Source organism: Pseudoalteromonas sp. R3 (genome assembly GCF_004014715.1).
Taxonomy (GTDB): Bacteria; Pseudomonadota; Gammaproteobacteria; order Enterobacterales; family Alteromonadaceae; genus Pseudoalteromonas.
Window position 1 is genome coordinate 3,540,274 of record NZ_CP034835.1, and the last position, 20,597, is coordinate 3,560,870.

Here is a 20,597-nt window from a genome sequence, read left to right on the forward strand (position 1 = left end):
AGAGCCTCTCGGAGCGCTTTAAATCTCGACACCCTATGTCACCAGGCAGTTACGGTATTGCACGCTCTGCCTGTGTGTCATGTTATACTCACTCTTTCAATTAAAAAGAAGCCCGCTATGAGCACCGCTACGCCCTTTTCCAATATCAATCTATCACCTTCTTTGTTAGACAACCTGACGTCGCTTGGCTATCACACCATGACAGAAATTCAGGCTCAGACCTTGCCACAGATCCTGGCCGGCAAAGATGTCATTGGTCAGGGAAAAACCGGCTCCGGTAAAACCGCGGCATTTGCTCTAGGCTTACTCAATAACCTGAGAGTAAAACGTTTTAGGGTGCAAGCCCTGGTGGTTTGCCCTACCCGTGAGCTGGCGGATCAGGTTGCCGTCGAAATTAGAAAGCTGGCGCGTGCTATCCACAATATCAAAGTACTGACCTTGTGCGGAGGCGCTCCCATGGGACCACAAATTGGCTCGCTGGAGCATGGTGCCCATATCGTGGTTGGTACACCAGGTCGCATCGAGGAACACCTGCGTAAGGGCCGTCTGTCACTAGATGAAGTCAATACCTTTGTCCTGGACGAAGCTGATCGTATGCTGGAGATGGGCTTTGAAGAAGCGCTGGACTGTATCGTGTCACACTGCCCAACTCAGCGTCAAAACCTGTTATTCAGCGCCACCTACCCGGCTAAAATTGAGCAACTAGTGGGTCATATTATGCGCGACCCGGTTAAAGTGGAAGTTGTTGCACAGCATGATCACAGCACGATAGAACAGCACTTCTATGAAGTGGCCGACAACGAAGCTAGGGATGCTGCACTCCATAAGCTACTGTGTCAGTTTCAGCCCGAGGCTGCGGTGGTGTTTTGTAATACCAAAGCGCAGTGTCAGGACGTCAGTGATATGCTGCAGAGCTATGGCTTTGACAGCGCGGCTCTGCATGGCGACCTGGATCAGAAAGACCGCGATAAAACGCTGGTACGCTTTGCGAATCGCAGTTTAACCATTCTGGTTGCAACCGATGTTGCGGCACGGGGTATAGATGTTGACCATGTTGATATGGTTATCAATTATCATATTGCCCATGACCCTGAAGTACACGTCCACCGTATTGGACGCACCGGCCGGGCGGGCAAAACTGGCGTCGCCTGTTCACTGATGAGCTACAAAGAGTCCCATAAAGTGAATATGCTGGAAGATTACCTCAGCCTGGAGATTGAACCAACTCCTGTGCCTGGCGAGCAGGTGCTTGCAAATCAAGTCAAACGTGCACCTATGATCACCATACAAATTGATGGCGGCAAAAAAGCCAAACTGCGTCCGGGTGATATTCTGGGCGCACTGACCGCTAACCAGGCATTGCGTGGCGATCAAATAGGTAAGATAAAGGTCACAGCTATGTCCTCATATGTTGCCGTGGAGCGTAAATACGCCAATCAGGCTGTTAAGGTCATCAGCGACGGAAAAATGAAAGGACGTAATTTCAGAGCCCGTAAACTTACCCGTTAACGTCTGGTCCTTATCTACACTAAGCTACTTGAGATGACATATTCAAATGCAGTCTCGAGTAGCCACACCTAAACCAATTCTTCCCCACCTAGAGATACAATTGCGAATTACTTTCATTTACCATTCCCATTTATGTTTTGTTATGATATAACACACGCACTAAATTATTGGAGAAGAAAATGAAGCCAGATATCCATCCTGATTACCACTTAGTTGCCTTTCACGATACCTCGGTAGACAAGTATTTTATCGTTGGTTCCACGATTAAAACCGATCGCACAGTAGAAGTAGACGGGGTGACTTATCCGTATGTACCTATTGACGTTTCCAGCGAATCTCACCCTTTCTATACCGGTAAGCAGAAGCTGGTAGCCAGCGATGGTCGGGTTGCACAGTTCAATCGCCGCTTTAAAAATCTGGCTGGCAAAAAGGGATAATCACCATGAAAGTACTCAGCTCATTAAAAAGTGCCAAATCCCGCCCAGGTTGCCAGGTCGTCAAACGCCGCGGCCGTGTGTATGTGATCTGCAAAGACAATCCACGTTTCAAAGCTGTGCAGGGCAAAAAGAAAAAACGCTAAGTCTATCCTCTTTATGCAGCCGGTGCGCTTTGCACTGGCTGCCTCCTTTGTAATCCTCTGAGCATGTTATCGACCACTTCACCGACTGTTCAATTACTATTTTTGTCTTAAATCAAACAATTAAACTCATTATATTGTATTTGAAATAGGGATATGCATAATGCAAAAGGTTCCACTTTTGGAACCGTCGATGAACGACATAAAAAACAAAAAGGAAATATTTGATTATGAAATTAATGCAAACATTGAGTGTTTTAGCATGTATGCCTACCCTAGCTCTTGCATCACAATTACCCACAGATGCACTGTATCACCTTAGCACAGGAGACAAAGTCACAGCTCAGTCGTCCTCACTGGACATGACACCCAAAACACATTTGTTTAACTCGGTTATACGTGCGGCCCAGGCAGATACCCCTGCAGCCAGTACCATCACCCCCATGTGTCAGACTTTGTCACTCAACACCGTTTACCCTTTTGGCGGTATGACGGTAGGGCAGAAGCCTTGTTTTCACTTTGAAGTCACAGAGCCAGGTAAAACGACAGCGTTTTTATTCGGTCAGTCAGCCGACACCAATATTAACCTCAGCATAGTGCGCCACAACCCGGATAATACCTTTACCCTGATGGCCAATTCTGCCAATGCCGCGAATGCCGATGAGTTGGCCGCCGCTCTGACGGAACCTGGTCATTACTATTGGCTGATGGATGTGATAGCAACGGATAGCTCCGATATCAAATTTGGTGCCATATCATCTACTCAGGCTCAGCTTGACGACTTTGAAGCGAATGACTCAATCGCAACTGTCACCATGTTGCCCGACAAACAAAACCGTGTAAAAGGAAACATAGACAACGTATTCGACTACGACTATTTTGCCTTCACCGCCGTGCGGGGCCAGGACCTCATTGTAAAACTCGAAGACGAAGCGAAAACGGATGAGTTTGTACTGGAAATATACAATGGTGGTAACTGGCAGCCCGTCGCAGTAAACAAAGCCGAGACTATTTCTCAGCTGCAGGAAAACCAAAGTGTTGTAGTGCGGGTGAGTGGCAATCCAAATCTGCAAAATAACCCGGCCAATCAATATACTCTCGTATTGGGCTCAGTGGTTGCGTCATTTGCCCATGACTCAGTTAGTGGCGAACACGGTGTAGAGCGGATCCCATATTCAGCATTTAAAGCCCCCTACCTGACGACTCAGGCGTACCGGGACCTGAACTGGACGGTCACGCTGAATGACTCTAAAGGCCACCCCGTCGAAGGCGCTGAAGCTACATTTAAGCTGATCCGAGATTTCGACTCAATCGACGACGTCAGAAACCCCTATGAAGATTTTGTCGTAACATCTGATGCAAATGGTAAAGCATCTGGTGGTGTTAACTTAGGCCGTTGCTTTAGTGATTACACCGTAGAACACACGTCATACAGCATGGGCTACAGAAATACCTGGCGCACAGACTTCCTGGTCGGTGCATGGCGCATTGAAATCGACTCTTATGAAGAGAAAGTCATAGGCATCGGTGGTACTCAGCACCCATATGTCTATATTGGTCACTTGTGTGATCAGGATTTAGTATCGAGCACTCGGAATTAATCCGACATCAAAACAGGCCAGCCTGCTGGCCTGTTACAAAGCAAAAGCGGCTATAACTGTCTGGCATTACGCTGCAACTGCCCGCCAATACTATCTACGAGTGTAAACTGATTAAGTCGCGCATCACCCAGCTTAACTTGCGCATCACTTTGGCTGCTTTCTTCCATCAGCGCTTTAAAGTCGATAATGTCGGCAAAGTTGCTACGGTTAATATCGTATTTGGCCCAGTAGTCCCCACTTTCATTGGGGCCTTTAAGCAAATCAATCCCTTCCATCATTGTGTCCTGAAAGGTTTTTGCCAAAGCCACGAGCTCCTCGTTTTCATTCAGCTTCTCTTCGAGTAGTTGCTTTTCACTGTCTGTCAGGTCATCACCACTAACCACCAGTGCCCCGTCTTCATTAACGGAAAAGCCCCAGTCTTTGTCACTCAGCCCCGGAGATAATTGCTCAATTTCCTTGCTCACTTTGGCAAATTCAGCACTCATATCTTCTGCAATTTTAGGGATCGAAACGGCAAACAATAGTCCAGTTGCTGCATCCATTCGCTCACTGTATTGCTCTGGTGTTTCTTGGTTTTCCGATGAGGTGATAGCCAGAGGCCGATCATAAACGAGTGCCGGTGATGGCGCTTGTGCGCCGTGATATACATCTTTGGCAAGTGTACTTTGTACTGAGTCGGGTGAGCTGGAAACGGGCTGTTTTGCGTCTTTAAGGTTACCTGAGGAGGCTAACTTGCTTTGCAGATCAAGTTGAGCAGCGGGCCCACCACTGTGCGTGTTCACTTTCATGCTATTTTCCTTATAGATGTCTTAATTTGCCGCTTAAGCCAAACGCTTAAACTAACAACAATGGCTTACATTATAATCGTAATCGACCTATAACCGTTAAACTTTAGTACTAAATGATGATATAAATCCAATTGAGTCCACAGTTCCCAGGTCAGTGGCATTTAATTGATATATGCCCGTACATAGCGTCAAACCCAAGCCAACGTAAAAGTTTGTAAACATTAACGGTACATTAAACCAAAACTAACATATAGGGTCTACGCTGAAAAGGAAATAACAAAAAAGGACCTAACATTATGACTAAATCTGCACATCATTCAGGCGCTTCTGACGTAACCGTAGACATGAACCCTATGTTGGACATTGTCTTTATTCTGCTGATCTTTTTTATTGTTACCGCAAGTTTTATGCGGGAAACTGCCCTGCCAATCAATCGAACCGATCAGGCCGTAACCTCGATTGTACCCAGCCTGACACCCGTTTTTACAATTGACGCAAAAAACCAGATCTATCTAAACAACAGAAAAATCGATATCGATGCTGTCAGTATTAATATTGCTCGTCTTGGTGCACAAGGGGAGCTCACCAGCATCAGTCTTCGAGCGCACCCGGATAGCCAACATGCAACGCTGGTCGGTGTGCTAGATGCCATTAAAGCACAAACTTCTGCACCTGTGTCTTTAGGTGAAATTCTACAATAAACAATGCAGCCAGACCCGGGGCTATACTGGGTCTGGCTTAGTGTTTTGCAACTCGGATATAGTTAAACCACTTTTGCTGGATCCCTGCTAACTTACCGTTACTACTGATAGTCGAAAACGCATCGCGGTAGCGGGCAACCAACTTAGGGTCAGAGGTAATATTGAAGGCAATGCTGAGGTTTGTATTAAGCTCTGTCAGCTCAGCAACTTTGGCAAGAGTATTGAAATCCATACCTGCCTTGTTCGCCCGTTGCCAGATGGTTTGCTCAGTCCCTACTACCAGATCAAGGCGATCCTTTTCCAACATCGATAGCAGCTGCTCCTCATAACTGAGTGGTTTGAGGTTTTCAAACTGGTGTTTTGCCAGATACTGAGCAACATTAGAACCTCTCAGAACCGCCACCCGATGATTTTTCAGTAACATCAGCGAGTCAGATTGAGCGGGAAAGCGCCGAGCCAAGCCCCATAAATAGATTGGATCCGTTTTGACTTCACCAATCCAATGAAAATATGAGCTTCTCGCTTCGGTATGTACTATCGAATAGATAAGTATATTTTTTGTCGTCACAGCCGTTTGGTAGGCACGAGCCCAGGGCATCACCCTAATTTCGGGTATATCACCGGCTTGCTGACACAGCGCGTGAACAACTTCGGTCATAAACCCACCTAAACTGCCATCTTCATTTTTGATTTGGTAAGGGTATAAATATTCGGTGACGACCTGTACCGTTGCCGCTTTGACTGGTGATATTAGGGACAGCCAGATCACTACCCCAATACATGCAAAAAGTTTCACTACGCCCCCGGTACCACACTGACCTTAGTGTTAGTCTAGGGGGACACCTATAATTGCAAATAACCCAACAGAATTAGATGTGCCATGTGAAATGTCTGCGCATACTGACGAAATAGCCAAGCTATTTCACTTTCTTCCAGATCTCTCGCTCTATAAACTTGCCGTTTTCATACAGTTCATGGTGCCACAACTCCCCTTCAACCTTATAGGTAAAGGCCATCTTCCTGCCTAACAGGGAGCTGACATTGCCATATTCATAGGTCTCAATAAACTGGTTACCTTTAAGCACGTAGGTGCCCCCGCCCGCATATTTAAATTTCCCCTGGCTCTGGGTGATGTAACTATGGTGAGTCGGTGTGATCAGTTTAACTGAAGTTAACTCGGGCGCCTTGGCAGAGACAATACCCGAATCCGTTGCATACTGCCCTTCAACAAACTCCCAGCTTCCCAGCAAGGGGTTAGCCATCGCTGTGCCACTTAGTAATGCAGTTAAGAAAAGAGATTTCATACTAGCTCCTTGAAAAACGAAATGTCCTTGGGAGTGTTACATACCCACTGTAGAAAAACAGTTGAGGATCTCTCATGCAGGTACAAACTAATGATGCTAAATGCAATTACTACAACTGTACTCACTAACCCACAACAGAATAAAGTGCATTTATTGTACAAATCATGAAATAACCCGGCCCATTGTCGGGTCTTCTGATTGACATTCTGACTCACCAACACGAGGTCAATATGAACATAACGAGTATGCTATTATGCGCTCTTGTATTATTTGCTTTGAGTGCCTGCGGTGGAGGGGGTGGTGGTGAACCAACCAGCACCAGTAGCACGGTAAACACAGAAGCCAGTAATACGACCACCGGCGCAAACACACAAAACAGTACGGATACAAACTCAAATTCAGACACCAGCGACAATAACAACACAGATGCCAATGAAAGTGATCAGGTTGCAGAAACCGTGACTTATCAGCTCACTTTTACTCGAAGCTGGGAGGTCAGCAACTTCCCGACCAACTTCCCAGAGAATTCGCATTTTTCTCCTTTGGTGGGACTCACACATAATCAAGATGGGTTTATCTTCAAACCCGATACCACAGCCTCTGCCGGCATAGTCAGCATGGCTGAAACAGGCTCTAAGTCCTCACTAAAAAACGAAATAAGTACTATTCAGAACGCAGGGAATTCAAATTATCTCATTGATGAATCGGGCGTCTCTGGCAGTGCCAAAAGCGTCACATTTACCTTTGAAGCCAGCCAGCAATACCCTCTGTTGAGCGTAGTTTCCATGGTAGCACCGAGCCCAGACTGGTTTATAGGCCTTGAAAGCTTCCCGTTGTTTACAGACAATCAGTGGATTGACAGTCAGATCATTCAGCTTAAGGTGTATGATGCAGGTAGTGACAGCGGTACGCGTTTTAGTTCAGTAAATCAGGCCACCAGTCCCGCAGAGTCGATTATGCTACTCACCAGCGACCCCAGTGACAGTGATTTTTCACAAGGGGTGCACGCCCAGTCAGGTGACTATATAGGTATGATAGAATTAAAGCGCCTGTAATTGTGCCCTCCTTTGTCTTATTTACCGCGGGCCAACGCGAATTCAAGCGCTGGCTCCACCACACCCCATTTCGACCACGCCATAAATAAATTTATATTTCAAAAGCTTAACACAAAACCTTCGCCTCATTTTCGCGTTTTGGCTGTTTTTCCTTATCGATCAGGACACTCGCCTGTAAAGCGGCTGATATAACCGGGATAAAACAATAAAGGCAAAGCACAAAGGGGCAATGCTATGAAATTACCTTCAATCATGATCTGTACCGCCAGCCTTATGATCACTGGCTGTGGCAGTGACAATAACGTGACACACTCCTCAAAGCCTAAATCGGCAGATATACCCGTTACGCTCAGTGATGCCAATCAACCTATTCAGTTTGATATCCATACCGATTATCAAAACTTGCTTGATCAAGTCGTTGAGGCTGGGTTAACTGGCGTATCGGTTCATATAGCCACCCCTGGATGGTCTTCGACGTATACCAGTGGTCTGGCTAATAAAGACACCAACGAACCGCTCAAACCTGGACATCTTTTCCGCATTGCCAGTAACACCAAAAGTTTTGTCTCGACGCTGGCACACCTCATGGCGCAGCAAGGCCAGATCGACCTGGACAACCCCATCAACACTTACCTGCCCGAAGAGATTAGCAATCGTTTGCCTAATACCAGTACCATCAGGGTCCGTCACCTGCTGCGCCACACCAGTGGGCTGAAGGACTATCTGAGTGTTCCGCAGTTCTGGCATAAAATCAAAGCAGAGCCCAACTACGATTGGCAAGTCACTGAAATGTTGAACTATATTTATGACGAGCCCGCACAGTTTGAAGTCGATAGTCGTTTCGACTACTCCAACACAAACTACCTGTTGCTGGGAATAATCCTGGACGGCTTACTGGGCTACGATCTTGCTATTGCGATTCGTCAACAGATACTGGAACCACTGGGGATGACCGAAACCTATTATTATCAGCGGGAAACTTTGGGTGGCGAACTGGTACATGGTTATGAAATGGAAGAGGATGGGCTCATAAGCTACCGCCACATCAAGCTGGGATATCGGGCTGCTGATGGAGGGATGGTGAGTACGCCAAGAGATCTAAGCTTGTTTTTCAGCGCCTTTGGAAAGACCCAAGCTCCATTTAATGCTGAGATTAAGACCCAAATGCTCGATAACCTTAACATCATGGATGCAACCCGGGAGTACGGCGCCGGGATAGTACGCAAAACCGAAGACAGCACTTTTGCATCGTTGTCAGGCAAAGTAGCCTATATGCATGGCGGTTACAATAATGGCTATATGTCCAGGAGCTATTACTATCCAAAAGAAGATGTCAGCATCAGCATATTCTACAACCGCGTCTTTAACCGCCAGACAGAACAAGACAAGCACAACATGGTCAACGCGTTTCGTGAAGCACTGCGAGCAAAGGTCTTTAATGAACTCTAAACAGGATCTCAGCCGGTGATCAATCCGGCTGAGCGCTCAAACCATATTAAACAGCTTAACAGGTGATTCTAAGGGCGACATCGCTACCCCGTTCAAGGATCAGATATGGGTCGATAGTCGCTTCCATTAGCGCATTGATTTTTCCGTCATAATTATGATTTTCAATCATCCCGCTACTTAATACTTTTATCAGATCCAGCTTTTGCACAGGTTCTTTGAAATCTGCATTTGCCAGGTCAAACCAAATAACATTTAAAGTTCGGGCATTGCTAAAGTAGTAAGCAAGCTCACTGTGACTGGCATAGGTAGACCAGAGTGTATTAGAAATATTGGGGCTATCACTTACAGTAAAGTTGTAACCCAGTGGTACCGATGCGTTCGCGGCTACCGTTCTGGCCTGAGCCAGTGCGTCATGAACACTGGTTGGCTCATCCATGTGGTTAAGATAAAAGGTAGCTCGCTCGAAGCGATCCGTTGAAAAAGCCCCACCCGGAATTGTGTGGCTTGGGTTGGTGTTTTCACTAGACCATTGCCAAGCCCAGTAGTCATTGATTTTTAACTGCTTGTCGAAGCTAGGTTCATTGGTCATCACCTGGTAGGCGGTGTTTTCATAGCAAACAAACACCCCGTCAGTCACTTCTATGATGGCTGAGTTTCCTGTGACATCAGACACAGATAAATGCAACTGGGCAGGTTTACCATCGCTATTGGGCACCGCCGCACCCACCAGCAAGATATCCTGTTTGTTGAATGCTTTTACAACATCTTTAACAAAGACAAAATTATCCAACACATACTGCACCCAGCGTAGTACACTGAGTTGCTTTTTACGCTCACTGACTGAAACCTGGCCATAGCTGGCACCCGAATCATACAACACATTCGCAGCTAACCCCATAGAGTTCAGACCATCCGATGCAGCCCAGCCACTGCTATCGTCACCGACCATAGCGACTACGCTGCTGTATGCTGAGCACCACTTAAGCGCATCAGCAGTACTACCATCCGCTTCGGACAAACCGGTTTTGCTGAGCCCCTTATCAAAGGCAAAAAAGCTGGTGGGCAGTGGATACATCCAATCCATGTTGCGGGCCGTCGCCAGATAGTCGCGCTGGCGGTTATTAAATACTCGAGTACACATCTCACACCTCACTGTGTGCCATGCCTATCTTGTGATAGCAGGCTCTGTTAATCGTCCTACTGATATTAATAAGGGTTTGCGCTGAATAATATTACGCAGGATTACAGCACAGACTGGTGACTTAACCCACCTGATTGAAAATCTCTCATTTGCACTGTTCCCATAAACACGATTTTATAGACCTCTTTGTTCGATGTTTCAGGGAAATGATCACTATGATGGCTCAACTCCGCTCCTGGCTTTATGGTATATTTGTAAGCTTACAGGTGCTCGCTGCCTGCCAGGTTCAGGCGCAAAGCCAAACACCAATTTTGATGCCCACGCCCACCTCTCTCGTGCAGTCGACACAAACGCTAAAGTTAGACAAACCATTGGCACTTTCGCTCAATGGTCTGTCAGCTCAGCGTAGTACATTTGTTCAGGCTTACTATCGTGATCAATTCTTTGAGTTCGGTTATCAGGTATCGACTGCCACCTCTGACCTCTCATTACCCATAATTGTGACTGTACAGACACCACAAGACGCCACTCATCAGCATCCACAACTTGGGCAGAATGAACACTATCAACTCAGTATCACCCAAACTGGTATAACGATTAGCGCGCCGAATGAATTTGGCGCCTTGCATGCGCTGGCCACTCTCAGTCAGCTACTCTATTTTGCCCGCGACAGTCGCGAACTGGCGCTTTTACACATAAAAGATAGTCCCCGATTTCCCTGGCGTGGACTGCTGCTCGACAGCGTCCGCCATTTTATTTCGATTCCGGCAATTAAGCGCCAGTTGCGTGGTATGGCCGCAGCTAAGCTGAACGTCTTCCACTGGCACCTGACGGATGATCAGGGCTGGCGTTTCGCTTCAAAAGCATATCCCAAACTACATCAGCTTGCGTCAGATGGTCAGTATTATACCCAGGCCGAAATCCGGCAGGTCGTTGAATACGCCAGCAACCTTGGGATCCGCGTGGTTCCTGAATTTGACGTACCCGGGCATGCCTCTGCAATTGCAGTTGCCTACCCCGAACTGATGACAGAAGTGAAACCCTATCAGATGGAAGATGGCTGGGGCGTATTTGAGCCACTGCTGGACCCCAGTAAACCTGAGGTCTATACCTTTATTAACGCCATCGTCACTGAACTGGCCGACCTCTTTCCTGACCCCTACTTACATATTGGTGGCGACGAAGTAGACCCAACACATTGGCAAAACAGCGACCGTGTGCAGACATACATGCATCAGCATAAACTCAATACAAGTGCCGATCTTCAGGCTCATTTCAACCACAAAGTACAAGCCATCTTGCGTCGTCACAACAAAAAAATGATGGGCTGGGACGAGATATTTCATCCAGCGCTGGATAAAGATGTGATGATTCAATCCTGGCGGGGTAAAGCCAGCCTGAGCCAAATTGCGGCTCAAGGATACCCGGTGTTGTTGTCAGCCGGCTTCTATATCGACCAGCCACAGCCCGCCAGCTACCATTATCGTAATGAACCATTCGATACCGATCTGCACCAGCCACACCCGCTGAGCGCTCAGGACGCATTCCAGGCATGGGACTTTACCATGCCAAGACGAAAAGGGCGTGCCGTCAAAGGCAAACTAGTAATGGTGACGCAACGGCAATCTGTCCGCCATGTTTACGTACAACTTAATGACAGACCGTTTAAACAAGCCCGACTCGATAGCCACTTGATATCACCCGATGCAGGTCTGACACGACTCAATGCCACTGTTGACAGTTGGATGGGACCAACCCGCGCCGAGCTGACACTTGATGCGAAAACGGGTATTTCAGGGCGGATCCTCATTGGTAACGCAGTCTATCCGGTGACAGGTAAGTTGGCCGCGCATTTTTCTCATGCTGACTTTGTAAATATGCCCTTCCTGAGTGCCATGAACGCACAGGCGAAAGGCAATATTTTAGGCGGCGAGGCCACGCTGTGGAGTGAGCTGGTGACGGAACAAAACCTCGATATACGCAGCTGGCCGCGCCTGTTTACAATCGCTGAGCGTCTCTGGTCCGAGCGAAAAGTGAATCATGAAGCGGCCATGTATCAGCGCCTCCATGCATTATATACTTTTGCCGATGCCATTGGCTTGCACCATGACAAGCAGTATCGCCGGGGTCTGCAATCGCTGCTCGGCTCGCAAGCCAGCGATGCAGAACTGGCATTGCTGGTACGTTTTGCCGAACAGCTGGAACCTGCCAGCTACTATACCCGCCATCACCTAAAGTATCAGCAGGGGCTGTATCATCAGAACGCGCCCTTGGATCAGCTGGTAGACTTCCTGCCAGTAGAGAATCAAACCATGCTGATGCTCTATCAAAAACTGGCACAGTTCAGACAAGGAGATGGCAACGCATTGCAGCACATTACCGCCACGCTTAAAGCCTGGCATACTGATTACCGCTTATTAGCGCCTCTGCTTGCCAAAACCCCGACGTTGCATGGACTCCAGACAACCCTGGCGCAAGCCAGTTCCATCAATGAACTAAGCCTGGCGATCGTTCGCAGTTGTACAGTGAAGCCATCAATCTCAGTACAGCGTATGCAACACTTTGCCGGGCGCCTGCGGGAGATCCAGAGCAATGCAGCAGAGATAGTCGTTGCAGCAGGGTTATTCAGTGAACATTTACTGGAAGCTTGCCGTGCCGATGGAGCCTCGCCGGATTCCACCAGCATAGACCTTTGATACCAGAATATCGGCGAGTATACGCAGCAGTTGCCCGATTTATTCCAACTATGTTAGGGTTAAACCTGTTTAAGGTACAACTGACAATTATAAGGACAATAAAATGAAAATATGTTTAGTTAAGAAAAAGTTGAAGACATTATCTGTGCAAGAGCAGGCATTGAAACTGCAACTCACACCACAAGTATTTGGTGGTTTTGGCCCCTCCAATATGTCCGGAGGACAAGCTTGCCCCAATCACTGCGGTGGCATCTAGCCTCACACACGAATAGACTAAACAAGGAAATTAAGATGATACTCACATTGCAAAAAAAACCTCTGAAGTCACTGACTCTGGACAGCACGCACCTCAACAAAGCCGCTACTCGCCAGATTGCAGGGGGGCATTTCTCCATTGTAGATCAGTGCCTAAACACCAGTGGAACGGGTGAATGTGATGATTCCTATACGGAAGATTGCCCTACCAATGAGTGCAACGGCCGCTAGCCGACCAGGCTATGGACTCGCGCCATAGCCACTTTAGTTATTATGTACTAGCCACAGCCCGCTTACTTTCCAGTGCGATCACCCACAGTCGGCTCTGCCAGTACATTCCCTATTAATCCCCTGAGCCAGACGCTTTTGTCATCCAGCTGACGTTTCTTAAGCCATAACATAGCAATATCGAAGTCCGGTACTGGCAATGGTGGATCAAAGTACCTCAGGCCTGCATCTTCACATGCCAGTTGCGCCATTTTTAATGGCACGATGGCAATCAGGCGGCGCTGTCTGAGCAAGCGTTGTATCGTCAGAAAATTACGACTCGCCACAGTTACCCGGCGGGTTAATCCCGCTCTGGCCAGCAACTGGTCCACCTGAGTGGTTAAACGCCCATCCGGACTGACCAGGGCATGCTCAGTCTCAGCGAAGGCCGCCAGATCCAGAGGTATTTGTGTCGCAAACTGTGCGGGGTCCACCAGACAGACATGACGCTCAGTGTACAAGATAAGGTTGTCAAAAGACTCGTCTGGCTCAGTAATGCTGCCAATAACCAGATCCAGTTTCTCTTTCTCGGTCAGGGTAATGTAGTTGCTGCGATTGACGTTAACAAAACTGATCTGCGCTTCAGGTGCCTCTGCACGAATGCGATCGTAAATCACAGGCGCAAAGTTTAGTTCAGCATAATCAGTCAGGCCGATGCGACAAACCCCCTCATACTTTTGCGGCACAAACTGAGCTTTATTGAGCAACGTCTCAGACAGAGTATCCAGCAGTTGCTCCAGAGCAGGGGCGATCTGGTGGGCATATTCGGTGGGCTCCATGACATGTCCTTTGCGCTCAAACAGCTCGTCATCAAACAAGCGTCTCAGTCTTGCCAGGCTGTGGCTCATTGCCGACTGGCTCACACAATTTTGCTCGGCCGCCTGACTGACACTACGACAACGATATAAATAGGCAAATGCGACCAGTAAATTGAGATCTATCTGGCGCCATGGCACATCATTGAAGCTCATACTTCCAATCCTATATAGTTCATAGTCTGAATCAAAACTATTAATTTGAATCATTCTACGTCATTTTTTACTCTATCGGCAGTCCTGATAACAAAGCACACATTACTATGTTCGCTATTTTTAAAACCTTCTTTTTACTCGGCTGGATAAGCTTTGGTGGCCCGGCTGCACACATTGGCTATTTTCGCCAAACCTTTGTGGAGAAGCTTAAGTGGCTGAATGATGCCGACTATGCTCAGCTGGTCGCATTGAGCCAGTTCTTACCCGGCCCGGGCTCAAGTCAGGTCGGCTTTGCGCTTGGCTACAAACGCGGTGGTCTGGGAGGCGCCTGTGCGGCCTTCGTGGGTTTCACTTTACCTTCGGTCATTATCATGGTGCTCCTTGCCCTGATGGCCAGCCATGTCACTGACACGGATGTGTTTCAGAACCTGGTGCATGGTCTGAAACTGCTGGCTGTTGTGGTCGTTGCCGATGCAGCCTGGGGAATGTATAAAAACTTTTGCAAAAGTACGCTCACAGTCAGCCTGTGTCTGATCACGGCAATCGCCCTGTTACTGCTGCCGGGAATTATGACTCAAATGGGCGTGCTGCTCCTGGCGGCTCTGGTTGGTATGCTCTGCCTGAAAGGGACCCCCCAAACGACGCCCCCCGGTTCACGTTTTAAGGCAAATTGGCTGCCTTTAGCGATATTCGTTGGCTTATTTACAGGCCTGCCTTTTATTGCTCACCTGACCCCGTCTGTCGCCCTGTTCAATGACTTTTATCAGGCTGGTAGCTTGGTGTTTGGTGGCGGTCATGTGGTGTTACCATTGCTGCAAAATATCCTTGGTGACGGCCTCAGTCAGGATGCGTTTTTAACAGGCTATGCCGCCGCTCAGGCGGTTCCCGGCCCGATGTTCACATTTGCAACTTACCTCGGCTATGCACTCATGCCAGCAAACCCAGTTACAGGTGCGCTGCTGGCAACTTTGGCCGTATTTCTGCCTGGCTTTTTATTATTGCTGGGCGTGCTTAAAAACTGGCAATTACTGTCCTCACGCCCTGCCATTGCCGGCGCATTGAGTGGCGTTAATGCCGCCGTGGTTGGCCTGTTGGTGGCTGCCCTCTATCAGCCGGTCTTTACCAGCGCAGTACAGTCAGCACAGGACATAACCTTGATTCTTGTGGGTTTTTACCTGTTAAAGCAACTGAAGCTGCATATTGTCTGGCTGGTGCTCGCTTTTATACTGGCTGGTGTGACGATGGGGCTGGTCTAGTACTGCGTAGTTGGGTGGTATCCAAATCACCCAACTACAGAAAGTACTCTAATTCTTTGCAATCCAATCCCATTCAGGTTGAACAATCTCGGGTCAGCAACTAGCTTTTAAGCGCACAAAGGCGATTCATTAAATTCTAATACCGAGGTTGGTCTATGGACAGCTTTCTTGGACACATCGATATCAATCAATATTTACCTGTGGCCGTTGACTGGGCGACTAATTTAGTACTGGCATTGTTCATTCTGATCATTGGCATCTGGCTGGCGGGCAAAGCTTATAAAGCCGTGGTGTCTGTTGCGAATCGCTACGACAAACTGGATGATACTTTATTTAAATTCTTTGGCAGTGTTGCCAAATACACTGTGCTGGCCTTTGTCGGCATCGCAGTGCTTAACCGGTTTGGCGTACAAACCGCGTCGATCATTGCTTTGCTTGGTGCCGCCGGGCTTGCGGTAGGACTGGCGCTGCAGGGCACTTTATCTAACCTTGCAGCGGGCGTCATGCTGCTCATTTTTCGCCCCTACAAGGTCAATGACTTTATCGACACCGCAGGTCAGTTTGGTAAAGTGACTGAAATTGATATGTTTACTACAATATTGCAGACCTTTGACAATCAGCAGATAGTGATCCCGAACAGTCATATTTGGGGCAGCAAAATTGTTAATCATTCCCATCACGCTATCCGTGGTGTCGATATGCGGTTTGGCATTGCATACAGTGAGAGTATTGATGATGCCAGAGCCGTGATCCAATCCGTGTTACAGGCTCATCCTCATATTTTATCGGAACCCGCACCTTTTGTTGAAGTGGAGTCACTCAACAATAGCTCTGTCGACTTTTTGGTCAGACCATTTTGCGAAGGAGCACATTACTTTGATGTGCTTTATTCCGTGCCTGAGCAGGTGAAAAAAGCACTCGATGAAGCCAACATCGAGATCCCCTTCCCACACCGTAAAGTTATTCTGGTTAACGAAAGCAACGCCTGAGGCTTATGCAATGGGCAGCATGCCTAATGCAGCCCTATGCAAACGCAAACTAACCGTCAAACTTTGTTGCCCTGTTATTCCTTGTCTATAGTTTTATAGGTAAATGACAACATACTGGGATGTAACATGGCGCTCTTCGGCTTTACTAAAGCAAACACTTCGAAACCACAAATCACCTTACCGCAAACATTAGCTTGGCTAAAGCTCGACGAGCAGGGCAATATACTCGCCACCAGCCAGGCTTTCAGAGCGATGCTGGCCTTTGCAAACAGCGCGGTCCCTAAAACGCTTGCGGCCCTGTGTAATCATCAAAGCGACTATCAGGCACTTTGTGATGCACTAAGAAGCCCTCATCAACATACTGCCCTGATTTGTAGCATGCATAATACCGAAGGGTCTCTGTACAACGTCTCAGTGCAATTTTGCTTGGCAGACAACGCACAGTCCTTTGCCGTGCTTCAGGATGTGACGACACAGTATCAGCCTTTGATAGACAGCACTTTAACCACTCAGGCACTGTCAGACGCACAAGCCCTGGCAGAGCTGGACCTGAGGGGCACCATTCTCAATGCCAATGAGCGTTTTTCAAACCTGGTAAGGACCCCAAAACAGCATTTGGTTAATGAGCATTATCAACAGTTTGTAGTCAACAAACAGCTTGATGAAACCCACTGGGAAGCACTTTGTGCGGGCGAATCTATTGAATGTGATCTTAAATGGCAAATTGGTGAGCAAACGTTCGCCTGGTTACATGCTAAGCTCATTCCCGTGGCAAACAGCCAGCAACGTATATCGAAAGTTCTGTTGTGTGCCAGCGATGTTTCAAAACAGCGCCAAACCTTGAACAATTTGAGCAGTCAAATTGACGGGATACGCCAAGCACAGGCCGTTATTGAATTTACCCTGGATGGCACCATAGTAACCGCAAACCAGAATTTTCTCGATGTAATGGGCTATCAGTTGGCAGAGATCCAAGGGCAGCACCACCGTATGTTTGTCACAGCGGCAAATGCTGCCAGTGACGAGTACACAGCCTTTTGGCAGGCGTTGGGACGGGGCGAGCTACAGTCAGGAGAATTTAAACGGATAAATAAGCACGGCGACCCCGTCTGGATCCAGGCACATTATACCCCACTCTACGATGAAAATGGCCGGCTCTGGAAAATCATGAAGTTCGCTTCAGACATCACCGCAGACAAGCTCAGGGCCTTTGAGGCACAGGGCCAGATAGATGCCATAAATCGCTCCCAGGCGGTGATCCAATTCGAGTTAGATGGCACTATTATAGACGCCAATGACAACTTTCTAGAAGCGATGGGTTACCAAAAGGAAGAGATCATCGGGCAACACCACCGACTGTTTGTTGAACCCGGATATGCGCAAAGCGAGGAGTATCAGCAATTTTGGGCTGACCTTAAAAACGGCCATTTTCAGTCTGGTGAGTTTTTTCGACTTGGTAAACATGCCAAACCAATCTGGATCAGCGCAACGTACAACCTTATCCGTGACGATGAGGGGAATCCACTAAAAGTTGTCAAATACGCCATGGATATCACACGTCAGAAACAGATAGCGGCAGATCTGGAGGGGCAAGTACAAGCTATTCATAAATCTCAGGCGGTAATTGAATTTGATATGGACGGTACTATTGTCTGGGCCAATGACCTGTTTTTAACCACCATGGGGTATACACTCGACGAGGTAAAAGGCCAACACCACCGCATGTTTGCCACTGCAGAACAGGCACAAAGTGACGAATATCAGCGGTTCTGGGCGCAGCTCAATCGTGGTGAGTTTGACTCAGGACAGTACATGCGAATTGCCAAAGATGGTACAGAGGTCTGGATACAGGCAACCTATAATCCGATACTGGATCAGCATGGTCGCCCGGTAAAAGTCGTTAAATATGCCACGGATATCACGGCTCAAAAGCAAGCTGTAGAGTATATCAAAAATGCGATTTTTGCCCTTGAGCAAGGCGATTTAACCCACCGTATCACAGCAGATCTGGGAGAAGATTTCTCTGTCCTTACCAAAGCGATGAATGGACTGTTTGATAAACTCAGTGATCTGGTGCAGACAATTAACAACGGTGCAGCGCAAGTGTTTGACATCGCCAGACAAATAGCCAGCAATAATGAAGAGCTCAATAGCCGTGTTGAAAGTCAGGCTGCCAGCCTGGAGGAAACCGCAGCTACCATGGAACAACTTACGGCAACCGTAAAAAACAATGCGATCAGCGCAACCACAGCCTCTGAACGGGCAACGGTTGTCCGTGAAAAAGCGGTTAGTGGTAAGCACACCATTGAGGATGCCATCAGTGCTGTTGGCAATATCGAAGACTACAGCCGAAAAATCTCCGATATCGTCGGCGTGATTGATGAAATTGCCTTTCAGACCAACCTGCTGGCACTGAATGCATCCGTTGAGGCTGCCAGAGCGGGTGAAGCAGGCAGAGGGTTTGCTGTCGTGGCCAGTGAAGTGCGTAACCTGGCACAACGCAGTGCCAGCGCAGCCAAAGAGATCAAAACACTTATCAAAAACAGTGTCGACGCTGTGAGTGAAGGCAGTAAACTGGTTTACGAGTCTGGTACAACTTTCGATGAATTGACCGAGTCAATTGCGCAGGTCAGCGATATGGTCGCCAACATTGACGACGCCAGTAAAGAGCAAGCATCCGGTATCGCCGCAGTATGTTCAACCATTGCGCAAATGGATGGCATTACCCAGCAAAATGTCTCTTTGGTGGAGACTACCTCCAAGTCAGGTAAAACCATGGAGAACCAGGCACGAGTACTGACCGATCAGGTCGCATTTTTCCATCTGGATGAGAGCCGCTTATCTTAGCGGCTGCTCGGTTGGTATTCGCGAATAAAACTATACTCAAATTTACCCGTATTGAGTTCGTCACAAACAGGCTCAAAGCCGTAGCTACGAATGCTGTCTATCTCTGCCAGTATGGGGGATTCATCCGTCAGTTGAGATAAGCCATTGATCAGCATCAGTGCCTGAGTCTTATCATATCGACAGCCAAATTCTATCGTTTTAAACAGCTTGGCATAATCATCCTGGCGCTCTGCGGCCTGCTCAACTTGCTTACTCCCCTGGCTGCCACCGTTGATAACACCAAGGATAAATAAGGCACGAGGGTCATTTCTTTGCTCCGTAAGATGGCGCAGTATGGTTTTTGCCTTAAATTCGGAGTGCACAAATTGGCCTTTATTTCTACCAAACTCATCTATTCGGTAGCCACTGAAATAGGCATACGCATAGTGTAATGCTTGCCTGGTTGACAGCGCTTTAATGCCCTCAGGTGAGACATCAATTTCACTTTTCGCAGAACGCTGAGCTTGTAACTGCTGCTTCTCAAATATTTCCTTTTCCTGCAATAGCTGCTCAGCCATCGCAATACCGTAAATGGCCAACCAACTCGCAGCCAAAGACGAAACCAGTAAAGCGGGTAAGGCAATAAACCACCGGTTTTTCAGCTTTTTTCGGCTGGCATGCTGCTGCTTTTCGGCCAATTCAAAAAATGCTCTGTGTTCGGAAAATGGCACCTTTTTACGCGCCAGAAACACACTTGACCAAACACCAATAACATACAAAATCCCAAGCACCATCAACCAGGTATCGTTACTGACGATTAAATCCAATGCCAAAGCCAGAAAAGCCAGCCAGGCATGAAGTATAAAGGCGATGACTCCAAAGACTTTCTGATAACCACGACCGTGTAATCGGGTGACTAATCCAATGAGTATGCCACTGACCACCAGCATTAGTGGGCCAAAATCGGCATTCAGCGTAAACGCACCAAACCAGGCACATAAGATGGGGAACACCCATAATCCACCGGCGACAGCCGCGACCAGTGCGTTTTGTTTGTCTAGCCGTTGCTCGACTTTGGCTAACTCTTGCGAAGAAACCTGCATCTGACTTTCCTTTTTTCGAGTCTGCTTAGCGTGGCTGGCCTTTGCAGACGATATCCCCTGGCCAGAAGGGCTTGTCAGATGCAAACAAGTCACAGCAACACGATGCACC

The 20,597-nt window shown here is 47.8% G+C and carries 19 protein-coding genes; 13 read left to right on the plus strand and 6 right to left on the minus strand.

The features are described 5' to 3' along the window. Positions 1-117 precede the first annotated feature (117 nt). From dbpA to ELR70_RS20690, 4 genes are all read left to right on the plus strand, one after another. Positions 118-1,509: an ATP-dependent RNA helicase DbpA gene (gene dbpA, locus ELR70_RS20675; protein ID WP_054015871.1), complete on the plus strand. Its 1,392-nt coding sequence runs from the start codon at positions 118-120 to the stop codon at positions 1,507-1,509. A 179-nt stretch (positions 1,510-1,688) separates the two neighbouring features. Continuing rightward, complete coding sequence (locus ELR70_RS20680; RefSeq protein ID WP_010384175.1) at positions 1,689-1,946, plus strand: type B 50S ribosomal protein L31; 258 nt, start codon at positions 1,689-1,691, stop codon at positions 1,944-1,946. Positions 1,947-1,951: 5 nt separating this feature from the next. Further along, the gene (gene ykgO / locus ELR70_RS20685; protein ID WP_046003577.1) at positions 1,952-2,089 is read left to right on the plus strand and encodes a type B 50S ribosomal protein L36; all 138 of its coding nucleotides are present in this window, start codon (positions 1,952-1,954) and stop codon (positions 2,087-2,089) included. A 227-nt stretch (positions 2,090-2,316) separates the two neighbouring features. Next, entirely contained in the window at positions 2,317-3,687 is a 1,371-nt protein-coding gene (locus ELR70_RS20690) for a hypothetical protein (protein WP_054015872.1), read from the plus strand. Between the two features lie 50 nt (positions 3,688-3,737). Here ELR70_RS20690 and ELR70_RS20695 read toward each other — a convergent pair whose 3' ends face one another. Beyond that, positions 3,738-4,475, minus strand: coding sequence for a hypothetical protein (locus tag ELR70_RS20695; RefSeq protein ID WP_054015873.1), 738 nt, complete (start codon positions 4,473-4,475; stop codon positions 3,738-3,740). A gap of 296 nt (positions 4,476-4,771) precedes the next feature. Here ELR70_RS20695 and ELR70_RS20700 point away from each other — a divergent pair, with 296 nt between their 5' ends. Continuing rightward, positions 4,772-5,176 carry a biopolymer transporter ExbD gene (locus tag ELR70_RS20700; RefSeq protein ID WP_054015874.1) on the plus strand — a complete coding sequence of 135 codons (405 nt, stop codon included), beginning with the start codon at positions 4,772-4,774 and terminating at the stop codon, positions 5,174-5,176. Positions 5,177-5,213: 37 nt separating this feature from the next. On the opposite strand, the gene ELR70_RS20705 is transcribed toward ELR70_RS20700, so the two are convergent. Both ELR70_RS20705 and ELR70_RS20710 read right to left on the minus strand, forming a co-directional pair. Further along, positions 5,214-5,972: a transporter substrate-binding domain-containing protein gene (locus ELR70_RS20705; RefSeq protein WP_054015875.1), complete on the minus strand. Its 759-nt coding sequence runs from the start codon at positions 5,970-5,972 to the stop codon at positions 5,214-5,216. A 121-nt stretch (positions 5,973-6,093) separates the two neighbouring features. Next, on the minus strand, positions 6,094-6,480 hold the full coding sequence (locus tag ELR70_RS20710) for a hypothetical protein (protein WP_054015876.1): 387 nt from the start codon (positions 6,478-6,480) through the stop codon (positions 6,094-6,096). Between the two features lie 230 nt (positions 6,481-6,710). Here ELR70_RS20710 and ELR70_RS20715 point away from each other — a divergent pair, with 230 nt between their 5' ends. Next, entirely contained in the window at positions 6,711-7,535 is an 825-nt protein-coding gene (locus tag ELR70_RS20715; RefSeq protein WP_128064702.1) for a spondin domain-containing protein, read from the plus strand. 234 nt (positions 7,536-7,769) lie between these two features. Beyond that, positions 7,770-8,984, plus strand: coding sequence for a serine hydrolase domain-containing protein (locus tag ELR70_RS20720; protein ID WP_054015878.1), 1,215 nt, complete (start codon positions 7,770-7,772; stop codon positions 8,982-8,984). A gap of 55 nt (positions 8,985-9,039) precedes the next feature. On the opposite strand, the gene ELR70_RS20725 is transcribed toward ELR70_RS20720, so the two are convergent. Next, the gene (locus tag ELR70_RS20725; RefSeq protein WP_054015879.1) at positions 9,040-10,125 is read right to left on the minus strand and encodes a linear amide C-N hydrolase; all 1,086 of its coding nucleotides are present in this window, start codon (positions 10,123-10,125) and stop codon (positions 9,040-9,042) included. Positions 10,126-10,340: 215 nt separating this feature from the next. On the opposite strand from ELR70_RS20725, the gene ELR70_RS20730 reads away from it, so the two are divergent. The 3 genes from ELR70_RS20730 to ELR70_RS20735 all read left to right on the plus strand — a co-directional run bounded on the left by ELR70_RS20730 (position 10,341) and on the right by ELR70_RS20735 (position 13,307). Further along, on the plus strand, positions 10,341-12,821 hold the full coding sequence (locus ELR70_RS20730; RefSeq protein WP_054015880.1) for a family 20 glycosylhydrolase: 2,481 nt from the start codon (positions 10,341-10,343) through the stop codon (positions 12,819-12,821). A 103-nt stretch (positions 12,822-12,924) separates the two neighbouring features. Next, on the plus strand, positions 12,925-13,077 hold the full coding sequence (locus tag ELR70_RS24960; RefSeq protein ID WP_160317386.1) for a hypothetical protein: 153 nt from the start codon (positions 12,925-12,927) through the stop codon (positions 13,075-13,077). Positions 13,078-13,112: 35 nt separating this feature from the next. Beyond that, positions 13,113-13,307, plus strand: coding sequence for a hypothetical protein (locus ELR70_RS20735; protein WP_054015881.1), 195 nt, complete (start codon positions 13,113-13,115; stop codon positions 13,305-13,307). A gap of 62 nt (positions 13,308-13,369) precedes the next feature. On the opposite strand, the gene ELR70_RS20740 is transcribed toward ELR70_RS20735, so the two are convergent. Further along, the gene (locus ELR70_RS20740; protein WP_054015882.1) at positions 13,370-14,314 is read right to left on the minus strand and encodes a LysR family transcriptional regulator; all 945 of its coding nucleotides are present in this window, start codon (positions 14,312-14,314) and stop codon (positions 13,370-13,372) included. A gap of 107 nt (positions 14,315-14,421) precedes the next feature. On the opposite strand from ELR70_RS20740, the gene chrA reads away from it, so the two are divergent. The 3 genes from chrA (at position 14,422) to ELR70_RS20755 (ending at position 19,406) form a co-directional block, all read left to right on the plus strand. Continuing rightward, entirely contained in the window at positions 14,422-15,570 is a 1,149-nt protein-coding gene (chrA, locus tag ELR70_RS20745; RefSeq protein WP_054015883.1) for a chromate efflux transporter, read from the plus strand. Positions 15,571-15,725: 155 nt separating this feature from the next. After that, complete coding sequence (locus ELR70_RS20750; RefSeq protein WP_054015884.1) at positions 15,726-16,559, plus strand: mechanosensitive ion channel domain-containing protein; 834 nt, start codon at positions 15,726-15,728, stop codon at positions 16,557-16,559. Positions 16,560-16,685: 126 nt separating this feature from the next. After that, entirely contained in the window at positions 16,686-19,406 is a 2,721-nt protein-coding gene (locus tag ELR70_RS20755) for a methyl-accepting chemotaxis protein (RefSeq protein ID WP_054015885.1), read from the plus strand. Here the strand turns inward: ELR70_RS20755 and ELR70_RS20760 are convergent. Further along, on the minus strand, positions 19,403-20,488 hold the full coding sequence (locus ELR70_RS20760; RefSeq protein ID WP_054015886.1) for a hypothetical protein: 1,086 nt from the start codon (positions 20,486-20,488) through the stop codon (positions 19,403-19,405). The two genes, ELR70_RS20755 and ELR70_RS20760, sit on opposite strands and share 4 nt — an antisense overlap. Positions 20,489-20,597: the final 109 nt, after the last annotated feature.